Raw genomic sequence first — 17,116 nt, 5'->3', positions numbered from 1 at the left:
CATGAAATTTATATCCTATAACAACAATTCATTTAAGAAAACCGAGTATTATACAAGGTTACCAGAAAAAGAAAGAGAAGTATTTGATATTCTTTCCAGCGTCTTTCATTTTAAAGTGAATAATTATGTTTTAGAACATTTAATAAACTGGGATGCGATACCTAATGATCCGATTTATAACTTAATCTTTCCAAGAAAAGAGATGCTACCTATAACTGATTATAAGGCGTTACAATTATTATATCAAAGTGGGTTAGAAGAAAAAACACTAATGCCTTTTATTCAGAAGGTAAAGAAAAAAATGTACCCCGAAGTAAAGCATTGTGAGACAAGCATTCCTAAAGTTGATGGCGTTAGGGTAAGGGGAATGTATAGCAATTTTGGAACCATAGTAAGCTTATTTCCGGATCCAATGGCCAAAACATGTCATTCGTATTGTTCGTATTGCTTTAGATGGATCATGTTTAATAATAAAGAAGCACAGCAAAACTCTTCATATAAGGATCCTCAAGAACCAGTGGCTTTCTTAAAAGAACATCCAGAGATTAGTGATGTATTGTTTACGGGGGCAGATCCATTAGTGCTTAAAGCAAAAACATTACGAGAATATATAGATCCTATTTTAGAAATAGATTCTGTAAAAGTAATACGTATTAGTTCAAAATCTTTAGCCTGGTGGCCTTTTAGGTTTACAACAGATCAAGATGCCGATGAATTATTAGCATTATTTAAATACATACAATCCAGAGGTAAACATCTTAATTTATGTGCGCACTTTACTCATCCAGTAGAGTTAGAAAATGAAGCTGTTAAACAAGCGATACAAAGAATTAGAGCAACAGGAACGGTTATTAGATGTCAAGGACCTCTTGTTGAAGGTATAAATGATACTCCAGAAGATTGGAGTACTTTATGGAATAAACAAATTACTTTAGGAATGGTACCGTATTATATGTTTATAGAGGCTGACCATAATTCAGAATCCTGTTTTAGAATTCCACTGGCAAAAGCACTGCAAATTTTTCAAGAAGCACAAAAGAAAGCTACTGGTTTGGCAAGGACTGTTAGGGGACCGGTATTCATGAACGATTTACATAGAACACTATTGGATGGTGTGGTTACAATTAATAATGAACGGTTCTTTGTGTTAAAATCTTTACAAGCTCCACCAAATACTTTTGGAGAAGGTACTATTAAATTAATTCCCTATAGTGACACTACAAAAAATGCAGGAAATTTAATCGAGTTGTTTAGTGAATCCCCCTCTGCTATAGATCAACTTGTTTAATATAAAAATTGATAGCCATATTTAGTTAATCTCTTTCATTTGAATGATACTCAATTAAATGTTTTGTAGCCCAATGTGTTATGATTTTTTTTATACAAAAAATCTACATTTTTATCAACTTTGAATTCCGGTTTCGCCTTCATTTTTATACTTCTTTAGTACTTATAAAGTACTGTTAATCAGTATTTTATGATGAATTTATGAAATAGAATGAAATATTTTCTCCCATAATAAACTCTTACATTCATTATGTCAAAAATATTATAATGATCAGGTATTAAAGACGTCTTCTGATTTAGATAATATTAATTTGATTTTGGCCAAAAATTAGACCCTAAGATTACATATGTTTTACTGGATAATTCTGCCCAACCCTTTATGATGTTTACCATTTAAAAACCATCAGTATTTAGTAGAAAATCGTTTTAAAATACAATGTAATTTTAAACTAGATTGTTAAAAATTATGGTGATCGGATAGTTTATTCGATCAAGTAGCTACTATTGATTTTGATTTAAGAGAGGAACCCGAAAAGCTCATAAAATTAGAGTAGGGAATAAATTTAAACAAACAAATCATGTCAACAATTAACTGGAATAATGGTAGATTAATAGAACTCGGTGAAGGAGATACTGCTACAAGTAATGGTAGTTTAAATAATGGGCAATTATATTGCTTATTTTTTTATAATGCAGCAGGGAATGATGCTTCTACAACTTTACAAGTAGTGTGGTCAAATTCTCAACCACCAGTCTCCGTAACCGTACCAGGCACTACAATGAATCAAGGATTAGCAGCATTATGTTTCATCGATGGCAGTCAAACAAATACGGTTTCTATAGCCATAACTAATGGAAATCAAGGGGCAAAAATTCAAGCTTTTATTGGTAGCGTAAAAATGCCGATAGATACAAATGGGATTAATAACAAGAAATTACCTTTAAATGGTGAAAACCAAAGTTTTGAGAAATTTACACGTTTCTATGCTGTTCCTGAGTCTCATTGGTACTCTGGGCAAATTCAAAGTAATATTAATCAATTTACAGCGGTTCAGTTTGCAGAACGTAGTGCAGAGGTAATTATAGTAAACAAATTGGTAAACCCAGACACGGTTATTAAATATGCTGGAGATGCTAAAGATTTTGTGACTATTACCACTTCAGATACTCAGACTTCACCATTTAATTTACAAGGGAATGGACAACAACTTGTATGGATAAATGCCGATAGTACACAAAATAGTAATCAAGCTTATATATCTGTTCAATCCTTAAGTGAACTTTATTTAGAAAATAATACTACAGAACTTGAGGCATTAAGTAGTTTGGCTTAATGTTTTATTAGGATATTAAGAACTAATATTAGATTTACACTATTATTTAAGTAGTAACTCAAATTTATTATTAAACCATCAAAAGCTTTCTTTTGATGGTTTTTTTAATTTCTACTAAAGCTAATTTTGGATACATGTATTAAGTACAATAGTGTAGATGAAAAGCCATATGAAATATGATGAAATATTTTTCATCTACACTATTATATAGTTTTATACCCGTATTAACACAGTTTGTTGTTTTAATAAGAATCAAACTAAACTTATAAGCGACATGTCATATCCCATAATAGATAAGAAAACACAAAGAGTGAAATTTGGTCATTGGCCACTACAAGAGCGCATCAAGACGACGCTTCAATTAGTGAGTTTGGGTAATAATCATTATGATATTTATTACTCTAGCCAGTTCAAAGGAATAAAAGAAGGTAAAATTGAGAAAATTGAAATTCCGCACAATAGCTATATTACAACTAGAATTAATGATAACCCAGAAATACGAGTTGAGATAATAAATTGTAGTTGTACAGATGGGTATATAGCTATACATGTTAAAATTAGTGCAGAAATCCGAGCTTTAGGAAATAAGGTCATTTATGATCAAGTTTTGGATAACTATAATGTAGCTCCAAAGCGGGGCAATATAAAATTAAAAGGAGTATTAAAATATTTTAAAAAGATTAATGAAGAAACCTCTTTTGCATCAATAAAACAAGAGGTATAAATAAAACAAAATAGAATAGTTTGAGGGTAATGGGGGACTGTTTTAGGCAGTACCATCAAACTTAATAGGGAGGTTTAGCTGTATATGCTAAACCTTTTTTATGTTTTAAAGTCTAAATTTAAAGGCATAATAAAGTACGGTTTAACTGGATTTTTATTGATGAAATGCAATGAAATATTATATACTCAGGCTACTTTGTAAATTTACTTTGTAATCAAAATAAAACAGTGTCAGCTGGTTATTAATAGGGGGCTATTGTATAATTTAAATTTCTGCTACTGAGTTATATAGGTTTGGCTAAATATAGTCAAACCTTTTTTTGTACCATGTGCCTAAAAAAATAATGAGAATGCCTAATTATTCTGATTAAGTTTAAATATTTCGATCTTAGCCGCTTTTAAAAGTTTTTTCAATTTCCTTTTTTGTACTGCGCAATTGGCATTCGAAATATCATCTTTCGTTCTGTGAATTAAAGATTCACAATACTTAATACGGTTGCTTACAGGAAGTTTTGAAACAGTATTTCTGTATAATATATCTAGGTAATCCAAAGAGATTGGATATTTTTTGTAAAATCTAAACATGTCGTATTTTAATTTTAATGTTATGGGGTGTTCTTCTAAAATTAAACACTGGTACTGACAGTTTTTATGGATCAAATTTCATTCCTAAGCGCACTGGAAATCGTTAAATTTTCAATAACAACGCATATTTATGGGATAGGATGTTATAAGCGATAGAATAACCATAGATTTTTAAAGAATAAATATGTTAAAATATCGTTTTAATAAGGTTTTAACTTCTAAAACACTATTTTTAATAACCTTAACCTACATTTTTCTTTTTTGAATTTTTCAATATTTACTTTAATACAACTTGATGAAAGCTCTGGAAATTCAGTGCTTCAAAATGTTATAGGTGTCTTTGTAACGGTTGGCGTTGTATCTATTTGTATGTATTATGTATTGCGATATTTAGAGACTGTTTATGCTCGTCGTAATAAGAAACCTTACTTTGTTCATTTTTATTTTAAAATCAAAAAATTACCAGAGACTCTTACACCTTTTTTACTTAAAAACAACTTTTACTCTTCTTTGGATAAACAAAGAAAACGATATTTTGAACACAGAACTTTTAGGTTTCTGCAGGAGATTAACTTTGTAGGAAGAGAAGGTCTGGTTATAGATGATTTTATGCGGATGCAAATTAGTATGATGGTTGTACAACTTACTTTTGGGATGCGTGAATATTTATTAGAGTATCTCAACACTATTGTAATTTATCCAACTTCGTTTTATTCAATCTTAAATCAAACACAAAATAATGGTGAGTTTAATCCAAGGTCCAAAGCTCTAGCACTATCATGGGAACATTTCCAGAGAGGAAACCAGCATAAGGATGATGGAAAAAGCTTAGGAATTCACGAAATTACTCATGCTATTCATTATAACTCTATCAAAAATACAGATATAAGTTCTGAGATTTTTTATGATACTTTTTTAATGCTTGAAGAATATTTGGGAGCCCAAGAAATACGACAGAAACTTGTAGAAACTAAGATATTAAGAGAATATGCGTATACCGATAAATTTGAGTTTATAGCAGTTCTGGTTGAAGTCTTTATGGAAACCCCTTTAGAACTCAAGAAAAAATTCCCCGAGATATATGGCTATGTTGCGCAAATGCTCAATTTTAGATATTTTGAAGATTAGTTATAACCTTCTTCTAAATAAAGAATTATATTTATCTCATTAAACAATTTTAATGATTAGTATTATATGGATGAATTTCAGCAAATAGTCTCTGTGAGTTCGCTTACAGATGAAAAAAGAGTTGCCTTTTACAAAAAAACGTACACACATCTAGCGATGGCAGTATTACTTTTTGTGATAGTAGAATGGGTGTTTTTTCAAATAGAACCTCTTGTAGATTTTGCTTTTTCGATGGCGCAGGGTTGGCGATGGTTGGTAATGCTAGGTGGATTTATGCTCGCGACAAGTTATGCAGAGAAAATGGCATTTAAAAATCATAATCTAAATCAACAATATTTAGGGTTGTTAATTTATGTAATCGCACAAGCATTCATATTTATCCCGTTAATTGGGATAGCAATGTTAATTGCCGAGAGTGGCGGTACAAATATCCTTAGTCAAGCGGCAGTTTTGACATTATCTCTTTTTACAGGGTTATCAGCAATTGTTCTACTGACTAAAAAAGATTTTTCTTTTCTTAAATCAATGTTGTCTATAGGTTTCTTTATCGCAATAGGTCTTATTGTAGCTGGTATGCTTTTTGGATTTAACCTTGGACTTTGGTTTAGTGTCGGAATGGTAGTTCTTGCTTCTGGTTCGATTTTATATCAAACTTCTAATATGGTTCACAAATATTCTGAAGATCAATTTGTAGGAGCGTCTTTAGGTTTGTTTGCTTCTTTAATGTTGTTATTCTGGTATATCTTAAGTATTCTATCAAGGTTTAGCGGGGACTAATACATTACTCAATTATAGATTATTCGAAGATTCTTTTAGGAGAGTTTTAGTGATTCTAATCGCTTCTTTTGTTTACTGTGATGTCTCATATGTATTTCTACTAAAGAAAACCATTCTTTAGCATTGATCATCCCAAAAAATGGATGAAAATGCTTTGTCTTTTTATCGAAATTAGAAAGTAAAGCTGCATTTCTTTTGACTTCATTGATAAAGAGTTTAAAATCTTCAATAAGTTCGTTAGCGTCTCTTTCTAAAGGATTGAAATCCCTTGCAACCTTTGTTGGAAAAGATTCCATACGAATCTTCTTGTAGGGTATAATGTTAAGATCAAAAACAAGATAAGCAGTACCATTTTTTAAGGCTCCTTTTCTAATATTATTTTGGATACAGTTATTAAAGTTAGGTAATTGGTAAGTTCTTGCAACTCTTATAATATGATCAAAAAGTTCTGCCAGACACCATTGGGTTTCTGATGGTTTTTGATATAACACCTCATTAGTGTAATGCTCAAGGTCAAAAAGCCATTGTTTTGAGATTTTTTCAAAGCTTAAGAGGGGATCTTTTTTAAGCATATTACTTTTTTGAAATGATATTGTTGATAATGATTTTGGCATGAATTCTAGAATTTTCGATAAACCAAATATGGGTATCCATACCTCCACAAATAACTCCTGCCAGATAAAGGTTGGCTATATTAGACTCCATAGTTTGTTCATTGTATTGCGGATATAATTTTTCGTCTTCTGAAAGGTTGATCCCTATTTTCTTGAGAAATTTAAAATTAGGTTTATATCCAGTTAGTGCTAGCACATAATCATTAGCTAGAGAAAAATCACCTTCGGGAGTATGGATAGAGATACTTTGCGGTAATATTTCTGTAATAGTTACATTATAGAATGCTTTAATACTTCCTTCGGCAATCCTATTGTCAATATCAGGGCGCACCCAATATTTAACACGTTTTCCAATTTCTGAACCCCTAACAAGTAGGGTTACCTCTGCACCTTTTCGGTAACATTCTAATGCTGCGTCAACAGCAGAATTACTAGCACCAATCACAGCTATTTTTTGTTTTGCGTAAAAGTGAGGATCTTTATAATAATGAGATACTTTGGGCAACTCTTCTCCAGGAACGTTAATGGTATTTGGGATATCATAAAACCCTGTTGCAATAATAACATAGGTAGCTATATATTGTTCTTTATTAGTTGTTACATGAAAGTTTTTATCTTGTTTGTTAATGGTAATAACTTCTTCGAATAAATTAATACTTAAATCGTTCGACGTAACGATACGTCTATAATATTCTAGCGCTTCATTACGTTTTGGTTTAGCTTCATTACTTATAAATGGAATTCCGTCAATTTCTAGTTTTTCCGAAGAAGAAAAAAATTGCATATTAACCGGATAATTAAACAATGAATTAACGATAGGTCCTTTTTCAAGAATTAAGTAATCAATATTTTTTTTCTTGGCTTCTAGACCACAGGCAATTCCTATGGGACCTCCACCAACAATTATTAAATCAATGTGTTTCATGCAAGAAATTATATCCGTTTTGCCTAAAATAGGCTTAATAACCCATAAAACTACTAATTTTTATGCTTTTAAGATGATAAAAGGCAAGCTTCAAAAAAGAGAAACTTGCCTTTACTACTCAAAAATAGGGGATAGGCTATCTAACTAGAAACTTTTTTAGAACTTTTTGTTCATCTATTTTGATGCTCAAAAAATAATTTCCCTTTATCAAAGTAGCTGTATTCATTACAATTTTTTCGTTGTAGTTGAATGTTTTTTCTGTGATAATAGTTCCATTCGCATTTAAAATTTCAACCTTAATCGGAACTTTAGTTTTTATATTTAAAACTTTAGCTTTTACAACATTTTTAGCAGGATTAGGGTATACGATTACGCTAATACGTGATTTTTTGATTTTTGGAGAAATAGGTTTTTTTTTGCCTTCTTCTATGGTGTAAAACGTATTGACCCGAAGATTTTTGAATCTAGAGACATTTCCAGATGGCCAATAAATGGTTAATTCATCGATTTTTTTTGCTTTAGCTAATCCAAAATGTGCCCTTAAACTATTATGACCCATAAATGTATTTGAAGCAGATATTTCTCTTTTTTGAGTTACTAGTTTTCCTTTAATTTTAGTAGTGAGTACTAATCTAGCACCTAGTCCTGCCTTGTTGGATGGGTTGCCAATAAGTTTAATATTTGTAAAATGATTTTTAATAGCTAAATCATTTCTAAAGAGCCCTTTTATACCTTGACCTACGACAAAAAAATCAAGATCCCCGTCATTATCATAATCCCCAATAGTTGCACCTGTTGAGTTTCCGGATGTTTCTGTATTAATTAAGTTTACATTACTTTCTGTAAAGGTTCCATCCCCATTATTAATAAAATAACCACTTCCTGTAGGAGTTGATGCAGTAACAATAAGATCTAAATCCGAATCATTATCAAAATCCCCCCAGGCATTAGTTAAGTTTTGCGTATTATTGATTGTAAATGGAGTAGTTGTATTTGTATAGGCTCCAGAGTTATTTATGTAAAATTTGTTTTCTACCCCAGAATAATTGGTGAGACAAATATCAAGATCCCCATCATTATCATAGTCTACAACATTATAACATTGTCCATCTTGAGGATCTTCTGCAAATGAAATATCAGCATTTGTTAACTTTTGAAACCCTTCTTTTCCTGTTTCGATTTGTAAGTTTTTAAACAAAAAATCAGGTTTAATGCCCGTAGGACCGGATGCAGGACCACTAGCGATAAACAAATCCGTATCTCCATCTTCATCATAATCAGTCCAATTAGAAACTGTGTATGCCGCTTTTTCGGTAAGAAACTCGTAAGGCGCATTTACTTCGGTAAAGGTGCCATCACTATTGCCTCGGTACAAGCGGTTTGGAAAGCGATTAGAACCTAGAAATAAATCTGCAAAAGTGAGTATAAAATCTATATAACTATCGTTGTTATAATCACACCATTGTACACTCCAGGTTGCAGAATTAATAGTATTTAAAATAGTATTAACTTCTGTAAATTGACCATTCGAATTTTTGTAAATTCTGGTCTGAAATGTGCCAGGAGACGAAAATCTAGAATAGATAAGGTCTAGATCTCCGTCATTTTCATAATCAGCCCAACTACAACCTACAAGAGCAGTGGCCCTAGGGATATTGGCATTGTTTTGGGCAATTTCAAAATTTCCATTTCCTAAATTTTTATAAATAGTACCCGCATAAAATAGATCAAGCTGATCATCATTATTAATGTCGGTCCATGAAGTACCAAAATAGGTTGCGCGAATAGCTGTATCCGATACTATTGGATTAATAGAATCTTTGATTAAGGTAAATTTTTGTGAAAAAGAAGCGCTAGAAAAGCAAAAACATAAGAGTAAAATAAAAGTTCTCATAAGCCTTGGATTTTAAGATTTATAAGGCTAAAAGTCCTAAGAATGATAGTATAAAGGGTTTAAAATTATAATTCTTTACTCTTTATTTATCCTGAGCTACTACATATTTTTTCTTATATGCTGAAGGAGTACAATTAAACTTGTTTTTGAAAGCGGCATTAAAAGTAGCTTTGTTGTTAAATCCTACATCAAAATAGATAGTTTTTATACTTGTATCAGGATCTTTTTGAAGCATTTTTTTTGCTTCTTCTAATCGATATTCATTAATGAATTGATTGAAGTTTTTCTGAGCTTTTTCGTTAATAAGTTTAGAGAGTGTATGTGGAGATAAACCTATTTGATCTGCAAGATATGTCAACCTTAACGTATTATCCATATAGGGTTTATTTTCTTTTAGGTGGATAATTAATGTATTAAAAAAATCGTTTTTAGTGGTTTCTGTGAGTGTGTGGGCATAATGTTCTTTCAAGAATAAATTAGATAAAAGTGTACCATTAAAAATTGAAGGTTCTTTATATACCATATATCCAATTGCATATATCGAAAATGACATTGAAAATGATATTGCATAGTCCCAATGCAAATTGAAAAATGAAAATTGTACTAATACATAATAACTGATATAAGAAATAGTAAACAATAAGAATAAAGATATAAGCAGGTTTGTCCATTTAGCACGTACTATATCATATTGAGATTTTGTTTTGGTTGTATAAATAGAACTATTGTATTTAATAAGTATAAGATAGATAATAAAAGATACAGTTGCTAACCATGGAGATCTTAAAAAGTGAAAAACATAAAATAGAGAATTGCCATTAAGAGTTTCGAAATTTTGAAATCCATTTGATCGAATAAGAAAGTAAAAACTAAGAATGAATACGACTATGGCTGGAGTGAAATGAAACCATTGTGTTTTAAGTTTATTGTTATAAAATTTTGTGATATAGGTATATAATAATGGTCCAAAAGATAAATACCAACTAGTATCAAAGAAATAAACAAAAGGATACTTGGATTGATATTTTGTCCAATAAAGGACGTATTGTAGCAGTATAAAAGAAAACCCTAGAATTAGTAAAACAATAGGTGCATTATTTGCTCTATTACTCTTGTTAAGACTCAAGATAACGGTTAAGAAGAATCCTAACGAACTTACCAACAAAAAAAATGATGTCCAGGTATCAAAAGAAGGTGTTAGCGCCTGTGACATCTTTGGTGATTAAACTTTTATGATTTCTTTTAATTCTTTTATAGTATGAGTAGGGTTCTCGCTTTTAAAGACAAAACTTCCTGCAACTAATACATCAGCACCAGCATCAATTAGTTTTTTAGCATTTTTGTTTGTGACCCCACCATCAATTTCAATTAATGTGCCTGCATTATTTTGTGTAATAATTTCTTTAAGACGAGTTACTTTTTTATAGGTGTTCTCTATAAAAGATTGTCCACCAAACCCTGGATTCACACTCATAATACATACCAAATCGATATCATTAATAACATCTTCTAGTAAATTCACGTTAGTATGGGGGTTTATGGCAACACCAGCTTTCATCCCTTCAGCTTTGATAGCTTGTAATGTTCTATGAAGATGTGTACATGCTTCATAATGAACGGTTAAAATGTTACTTCCTAAATCTGCAAAAGTTTTTATGTACCGATCTGGGTCAACAATCATTAGATGAACGTCTATAGTTTTAGTCGCATGTTTTACAATATCTCTTAAGACAGGCATCCCAAATGAGATATTTGGTACAAAAACACCATCCATAATATCGATGTGAAACCAATCAGCCTCACTGTTATTAATCATCTCGATATCACGTTGTAAATTAGCAAAATCTGCAGCTAAAACAGAAGGAGCAATATATTTTGAAGCCATAAACTTTTTTTGTTTAGTGCAAAAATACTACTTTAAGTTTTAAATTAAATAGGCAATGTTTTGAAAATCTTTATAAGTAAGCTTAATTTTTGACTATTTTTAATGAATATCAATTAAGACGAATTAGAAGAAGATAACTAATTATATGATAGGGAACTTAAAAATACGGCACCTGGCTGCATATGCTGATAAAAAGTGTTTTTATCAAAATAAAGAACAGAGAATAGTACCGTTTTCTTTTAAAGACCTTTGTGATATAAATGATAATGAAGATGCTGGCATAGCTTGGCAAGAGAATTATAAATTAGTACTTTACCCATTGTCAGATTTAACAAAAAAGATTACTTATAACGGATATAGCTTTGTTCCTATCAAGAAAATAGGTCTTTCTGAAGAGTCAATATGTAACGGAAAACTGATTAACGTTGCTACTGGTCGCAAGATAAATTACAACGACCTCGAATATCAAAGAGTCATTATGTTAACAGAATGGCGATTTGATATATTTGAGTTAATTGATAAAGGCTTGGCTATAGATGTAAACACTTCGCGTAAAAAACTATATAAATAATAGGACTACCTGTATTGAAGTATTTTATAAAATATTCATGATTTTTTTAGTCAAATATGATATACTTTTAAAATGCCCAGGATTGTTTTCTTTTTCTTTTTTTAGAAATTGACGTAATTCATTTTGACCATCCCGTTCTGACACCACCGTAAATGAAGAATGATACTGAGAAAAAGAAGTGCTATCTGTTGTTGTATCTAGCATTTTGATGATACTATGATGTCGATCATCTATTTTGATCTTTTTAAATAAAGACTTCACGAGCTCTTGTTCCCCCTCTAGCACTTGAAAAAAATTACCTTCTGTATGAATTAATATGCCAGTAACTCCTAATATACTATTACGATCTTTAACAAAATCCATTAGCATTTTTACCTCAGATTTTGATAAGCTTGAGTTGATAGTACTTACATAGCTAATAGTGTATCTCATTTTAAATGGTTTTGACCAGAAACACTTAAATGTACAAACTTTTAAATAAATTTATAAATTCATTGAATACTATATAAAACTAACAGCCATTTTTATTGTTTTATTTCGAAATTATTACGGGTTTAGGGTAGTTCTATTGTAGAATATGTTATGGTTATACGTGTGGTGTTCTTTTTAAGGATCTAGAAATAGTATCTGATTATAAAATTGTAACAATAGAATTATTTAGAGTATACAAAAGATTCTATATTTATACTTCATAATATAATCACATAATTAAGCTTAGTAAATATAGATGCCAAATGAAATTAGAAGACATTGGAGATGTAGCCCTACGAGAATATAAGACGGTAAAATATTTTCCATTTAAAAATGATGCGGGTGCTCTTTTTAGTTTGACATCAGATCCATTGGGATATTTAGAAGCATGGATTGATAGCTGGTTTAACTCTATTAAACGTGACTCGACCAAAATGAGAAAAAAACTTATTAAGGCTAGATATTTTACTCAATTATCACGTGATTTTTATAACTCATCTTTGCAGGCTAAAATGCCGTCAAAAGGTACATTGTTATATTACTCATTTATTAATCTGGTTAAAGTTTATTTGATTATAGAAGGATATGAATTAGAGACTAAAGTGGAGCATCATGGTTTATCGTTACCCTCGGATTCAAAAGATAAATTAAAACTAGCTAACCCTAATGGGGGAGGGATATCTATTTTTCATGAATTTGCAAAAGTTTTAGGAAAAGAAATTAGTAATGGGGATGGAGTAGATTTAAAGTTTAAAGATATCCTATGGGAATTACCAGAGGTACATGAAATAGGATATGCATTAAATCTGTTTGATAAAAAAAGAAAATTTTTACCGATAGAAATTACCATTCGCACCAACAAGAATAGAAACAGATTATTTTATACGCTTAGCTACGAAAAGAAGTTTGATAAGCAAATGAAAGTAGATAAGCTGCGTAAAGGAATCTATAAAGAAAAACTTTTTGAGTTGGATGTTGAAAATGATTCGAAAAGAAAATATTTTAAGTCGCATTTTTCTACGGCATATACTAAAAACTCTGATACGAGTTGGAAAATGTGTTATAAAAAGATAGTAAATGATATCAATGCACTAAATATTACACCAATGTTAACCAGACAAGGGTATCGTTATTATTTGGACTTAGAACCTTATCGTCTTCATAGACTTTCGTCTTTTTTAGGTTTTGCCTATTACATAGGAACAGTTGCAAGATATCGCCCCACATTAAATGAAGAAATCTTAAAAGGAGCCTACCAACCGATTATTAATGAAGCTATAATTTCTTGTCCAATTCAGTTTTTTTATGTCATGGTAAGTCATATTACAAAACAAATTTGTGCAATCCCTATGGCAAAAATCGAATAAGTAATGTTCTGTATAGTCCTTTATGTAAAAAATAAGAGCAAAGTATTTATAGCTAACTTAGCACCAATCTCAAGTAGATTAGGTAATAGTAATCTGCGAAATATAGTAAACGTGTCAGAAAATTAATTCTAATAATATGAAACATAAATTAGTACTAATTATAATTGGGTTTTTATGTATTAATTGCGCTGACAAGAAAAAAACTAAAAATGATACTCCAATTACAATAGTAAATAAATTTGAGAATCAAGAAGTAAGTTGGTTTAAGACCAAAGGTAATAGTCAAATAAAGGGAACTGCTAAGTTTAAATCAAAAAATGGTCAGATACGCTTCGGGGAAGAATTTAGAATAGAGTTAATGCCAAATTGCCAATATACCCAAGAAAGATTAAATCATATTTATCGCAATACAAATTCAGGTTATGTTCATATTGAAGATGGGATTCCTAAATTTACTCCTGATCCAAAAGGATATCATTATACCATAAAAACTATGTGTAATAAAGATGGAGAGTTTGAATTTAGTAATCTTCCTGCTGGTGAGTATTATATCATAGCTTTTATGTTGTGGGAAAAAACTGGAGGAGGACTAATGCAACATGTTATTCTTTCTGAAAATGAATCCAAGAGTATTAAAATGACTAATTTTTAAAACGATTAATGTGTAAGATTTAAACAAAGTTTATATAGAATGTAACGCGTTTTTGGCAAATAAACTTATCGTTCATAAAATACCTTACTTAATACGAATACTAGTTTACTACTTTCTAGAAAAAAGAAGAAACAAAATATATTTCGTACTTTTATCATCACTATAATAGTACTTAATACTTTTTATGTCTGTAATATCATATTTGGATATTGTAAAATAGATAGTCAATTTACGTATTGACTATCATTCTTAACTTCGAAAAACCTTTCGAAGCTACACTACTTATTTACATTTTACATTAAATATCACATGGATTGTGACCTCCTTATTATTATTTGGGTTAATATAGAGCTTATTCACGTAAATGCTCTAAATATTCAAATTTCATCTCTATCATTTGTATGTATAAGAGAGTCTGTCACGATCTTTCAAATTTATAAGACATGGAACTAGAAAACCTTGGATATAACAAAAAAATAGAAAAACTAAGAATTGAAAATAATCTAAAAGATTTTGAAATAGGTAGAATTATTTCAGAACATAGAGAAAGATATGTTGTCAAAACAGAAAAAGGTGAATATGATGCAGAAATCACAGGTAATTTAAGGTATACCGCAAATAGTCGCATGGACTTTCCAGCGGTAGGAGACTGGGTTGCGTTGATGATTTATGATTCCTATAGCTCAATAATTCATAAAATACTACCTAGATATTCAATGATATCAAGAAAGGCTGTTGGTCAATCGGGAGCAATACAAATAATTGCCACTAATATTGATTATGCTTTTATCGTACAAGCAATTGATAGAGATTTTAATATAAACCGAATAGAAAGGTACTTAGCTATTTGTAACTCTTCTAATATCAAGCCAATCATTATTTTAAATAAAATTGATTTAGTAGATGATAGTAAATTAAAATCTTTAATTACTTCTATTCAAAATCGTATAAAACGAATCCCATTAGTGTGGTTAAGTAATGCATCACAAAAAGGATTTGAAAGATTAGAAGAATACCTATGTAAAGGTAAAACATATTGCCTTTTAGGTTCATCTGGAGTTGGTAAGTCTTCTCTTATTAATAATTTGGCGGGTAAAAATATAATGCTTACCGGAGAAATAAGTAAAAGTATTACCAGAGGAAAACACAATACGACTCATAGAGAATTGATTATTACAGAAAAAGGAATTCTAATAGATAATCCCGGTATGAGAGAAGTGGGTATTACGAATTCATCAAGTGGGCTTAAAGATACCTTTAGTGAGATTGTTGCGTTATCTGAACAATGTAAATTTTCAGATTGTAAACATATTAATGAGATAGGGTGTGAAGTGTTAAAAGCACTTGATACTAATAAGATTAATAAAGCGTCATATAAAAATTATATAAAGATGGAGAAGGAAAAAACTCACTTTGAATTAACTGTTTCTGAAAAACGAAAAAAAGATAAAAAATTTGGTAAAATGATTAAAAACTTAAAAAAACAGAATAAGAAATAAATATAACAAGGTGTAAAATTAATTGCTAGTAAAACCTACTTAGAAAATTGAATAGACTTTCTAAGTAGGCTTTTTTGTATATATGAAATGAAAAAATCAAGCTAAAGTTTACATATTTTCATGTTTTAGAGATAACTTAGAGCAGCATAAAAATGCATTTCAGATTAAATATGATATACAATTATGAAAAACGTATTCGTAATATTACTTTTTTTTGTTTCTATTAAAGTCTTTAGCCAAGATTCAAAACTTTCAATGTTTGGCAACCTTGTTGAGAAAACTTGGAGAGCAGAAGGAAATTGGGGAGACGGAAGTAAATTTGTACAAGAAATTAAGTTTGAGTATTCTTTAGATAGTACCCTGGTTATCACAAACGCTATTGGATTTGTAGATAAAGAACAAACTAAATTAGGAAAACGAAATCATGGAATAAGGCAATTTGATAAAGAATCAAATAGCATTAAATTTTGGGAGTTTGATGTTTTTGGCGGATTGACCGAGGGTGTAGTATTTTCAAAAGATAAAAATATCATTTATCAATATGAATATGGTGGTTCTAACGTAACAGATATGTGGGAGTATGTAAATGATTCAACCTATAATTTTAAGGTTGGAAATCATAAAGATGGAGTTTGGAAACAACTATATTTAAGTACCCAGTTTATAGAAGTCAAATAAAGTAAGGATCTGTAACAAATTCTAGGTTTAGTCGTCTTCCTTGAAAATAAGCAAGATGATTAAAATGAACAATCAAAAAATTGGAGGTATAGCTGGTATTATTGAGGCAGTTTTATATATCATTGGTTTTGTAGTTCTTTTCTTTTTTATGGCTCCCGCTATGGATACAGATAAAACCGAGCTTGATAAATTGAAATTTGTTCTCGATAATAAGGCATTGTTTCAATGCTGGAATTTGCTTATTTATGTCATATTTGGTTTAGTTCTAATTCCGCTTACAATTGCTATTCATGAAAACTTTAAAGATAAATCTCTTATAGGAATAAAAGTCATACCAATTCTTGGATTTATATGGTCATGTTTAGTTATTTCTAGTGGTATGATTGCTAATATTGGTTTAGAAACCGTAGATGATTTGTTTACAGAAAATAATACTGTAGCACTCACATCCTGGAGAATAATTGAATCTATCCAGAATGGACTTGGAGGTGGTGTTGAGGTCGTTGGAGGCCTTTGGGTATTTCTGATAAGTGGTTATGGTTTAAGAGAAAAAGTATTTCATAAGGCATTAAATTTTCTTGGATTAATAGTGGGTGTTTCTGGTATAATAACCATGATACCCGGGCTAAAAGATGTAGGAGCCATTTTTGGGTTAACACAGATTTTTTGGTTTGTTTGGATTGGAATTATTATGCTCAAACATAAAACATCGAAAGTAAATTGAAG

The 17,116-nt window shown here is 30.4% G+C and carries 17 protein-coding genes; 11 read left to right on the top strand and 6 right to left on the bottom strand.

The genetic code is table 11. The annotated features are described in order from the left end of the window. Position 1 precedes the first annotated feature (1 nt). The 5 genes from D1816_RS11245 to D1816_RS11225 all read left to right on the top strand — a co-directional run bounded on the left by D1816_RS11245 (position 2) and on the right by D1816_RS11225 (position 5,834). A complete protein-coding gene (locus tag D1816_RS11245) occupies positions 2–1,288 on the top strand; it encodes a KamA family radical SAM protein (RefSeq protein ID WP_118502925.1) in 1,287 nt (428 codons plus the stop codon). A 577-nt stretch (positions 1,289–1,865) separates the two neighbouring features. After that, a complete protein-coding gene (locus D1816_RS11240) occupies positions 1,866–2,621 on the top strand; it encodes a hypothetical protein (RefSeq protein ID WP_066316566.1) in 756 nt (251 codons plus the stop codon). A 274-nt stretch (positions 2,622–2,895) separates the two neighbouring features. Next, complete coding sequence (locus D1816_RS11235; protein WP_118502923.1) at positions 2,896–3,345, top strand: hypothetical protein; 450 nt, start codon at positions 2,896–2,898, stop codon at positions 3,343–3,345. Positions 3,346–4,190: 845 nt separating this feature from the next. Then, entirely contained in the window at positions 4,191–5,057 is an 867-nt protein-coding gene (locus D1816_RS11230; protein ID WP_118502921.1) for a zinc-dependent peptidase, read from the top strand. A gap of 66 nt (positions 5,058–5,123) precedes the next feature. Then, the gene (locus D1816_RS11225; RefSeq protein ID WP_118502920.1) at positions 5,124–5,834 is read left to right on the top strand and encodes a Bax inhibitor-1 family protein; all 711 of its coding nucleotides are present in this window, start codon (positions 5,124–5,126) and stop codon (positions 5,832–5,834) included. A gap of 35 nt (positions 5,835–5,869) precedes the next feature. On the opposite strand, the gene D1816_RS11220 is transcribed toward D1816_RS11225, so the two are convergent. The 5 genes from D1816_RS11220 to rpe form a co-directional block, all read right to left on the bottom strand. Further along, positions 5,870–6,448 (bottom strand): DinB family protein, encoded by a 579-nt coding sequence (locus D1816_RS11220; RefSeq protein ID WP_118502917.1) that lies wholly within the window; start codon positions 6,446–6,448, stop codon positions 5,870–5,872. Beyond that, a complete protein-coding gene (locus D1816_RS11215) occupies positions 6,408–7,373 on the bottom strand; it encodes a YpdA family putative bacillithiol disulfide reductase (protein ID WP_118502915.1) in 966 nt (321 codons plus the stop codon). Before D1816_RS11215 ends, D1816_RS11220 begins: the two co-directional genes overlap by 41 nt. Before the next feature lie 136 nt (positions 7,374–7,509). Beyond that, positions 7,510–9,267 (bottom strand): FG-GAP-like repeat-containing protein, encoded by a 1,758-nt coding sequence (locus D1816_RS11210; RefSeq protein ID WP_118502912.1) that lies wholly within the window; start codon positions 9,265–9,267, stop codon positions 7,510–7,512. Positions 9,268–9,349: 82 nt separating this feature from the next. Beyond that, positions 9,350–10,480 carry a helix-turn-helix domain-containing protein gene (locus D1816_RS11205; protein ID WP_118502910.1) on the bottom strand — a complete coding sequence of 377 codons (1,131 nt, stop codon included), beginning with the start codon at positions 10,478–10,480 and terminating at the stop codon, positions 9,350–9,352. Positions 10,481–10,489: 9 nt separating this feature from the next. Further along, the gene (gene rpe / locus D1816_RS11200; protein ID WP_118502908.1) at positions 10,490–11,152 is read right to left on the bottom strand and encodes a ribulose-phosphate 3-epimerase; all 663 of its coding nucleotides are present in this window, start codon (positions 11,150–11,152) and stop codon (positions 10,490–10,492) included. A gap of 145 nt (positions 11,153–11,297) precedes the next feature. Between rpe and D1816_RS11195 the strand changes: the two genes are divergently transcribed. After that, positions 11,298–11,723, top strand: a complete 426-nt coding sequence (locus tag D1816_RS11195) for a hypothetical protein (RefSeq protein ID WP_066316547.1) — start codon at positions 11,298–11,300, stop codon at positions 11,721–11,723. 24 nt (positions 11,724–11,747) lie between these two features. Here the strand turns inward: D1816_RS11195 and D1816_RS11190 are convergent, their stop codons facing one another. Further along, a complete protein-coding gene (locus tag D1816_RS11190) occupies positions 11,748–12,155 on the bottom strand; it encodes a BLUF domain-containing protein (RefSeq protein WP_066316544.1) in 408 nt (135 codons plus the stop codon). Between the two features lie 302 nt (positions 12,156–12,457). On the opposite strand from D1816_RS11190, the gene D1816_RS11185 reads away from it, so the two are divergent. The 5 genes from D1816_RS11185 to D1816_RS11165 all read left to right on the top strand — a co-directional run bounded on the left by D1816_RS11185 (position 12,458) and on the right by D1816_RS11165 (position 17,114). Continuing rightward, positions 12,458–13,561, top strand: a complete 1,104-nt coding sequence (locus D1816_RS11185) for a YaaC family protein (protein ID WP_118502906.1) — start codon at positions 12,458–12,460, stop codon at positions 13,559–13,561. A gap of 136 nt (positions 13,562–13,697) precedes the next feature. Continuing rightward, positions 13,698–14,213 carry a prealbumin-like fold domain-containing protein gene (locus D1816_RS11180; RefSeq protein WP_118502904.1) on the top strand — a complete coding sequence of 172 codons (516 nt, stop codon included), beginning with the start codon at positions 13,698–13,700 and terminating at the stop codon, positions 14,211–14,213. Positions 14,214–14,656: 443 nt separating this feature from the next. After that, a complete protein-coding gene (gene rsgA, locus D1816_RS11175; protein ID WP_118502902.1) occupies positions 14,657–15,712 on the top strand; it encodes a ribosome small subunit-dependent GTPase A in 1,056 nt (351 codons plus the stop codon). A 183-nt stretch (positions 15,713–15,895) separates the two neighbouring features. Beyond that, positions 15,896–16,390 (top strand): hypothetical protein, encoded by a 495-nt coding sequence (locus D1816_RS11170; RefSeq protein ID WP_118502900.1) that lies wholly within the window; start codon positions 15,896–15,898, stop codon positions 16,388–16,390. A 55-nt stretch (positions 16,391–16,445) separates the two neighbouring features. After that, positions 16,446–17,114, top strand: a complete 669-nt coding sequence (locus D1816_RS11165) for a DUF4386 domain-containing protein (protein ID WP_118502898.1) — start codon at positions 16,446–16,448, stop codon at positions 17,112–17,114. Positions 17,115–17,116 lie beyond the last annotated feature (2 nt).

The sequence above is a fragment of the Aquimarina sp. AD10 genome, from assembly GCF_003443715.1.
GTDB lineage: Bacteria > Bacteroidota > Bacteroidia > Flavobacteriales > Flavobacteriaceae > Aquimarina > Aquimarina aggregata.
The sequence above is the reverse complement of the archived record's forward strand: the minus strand, read 5'-3'. Positions and strand labels throughout refer to the sequence as shown.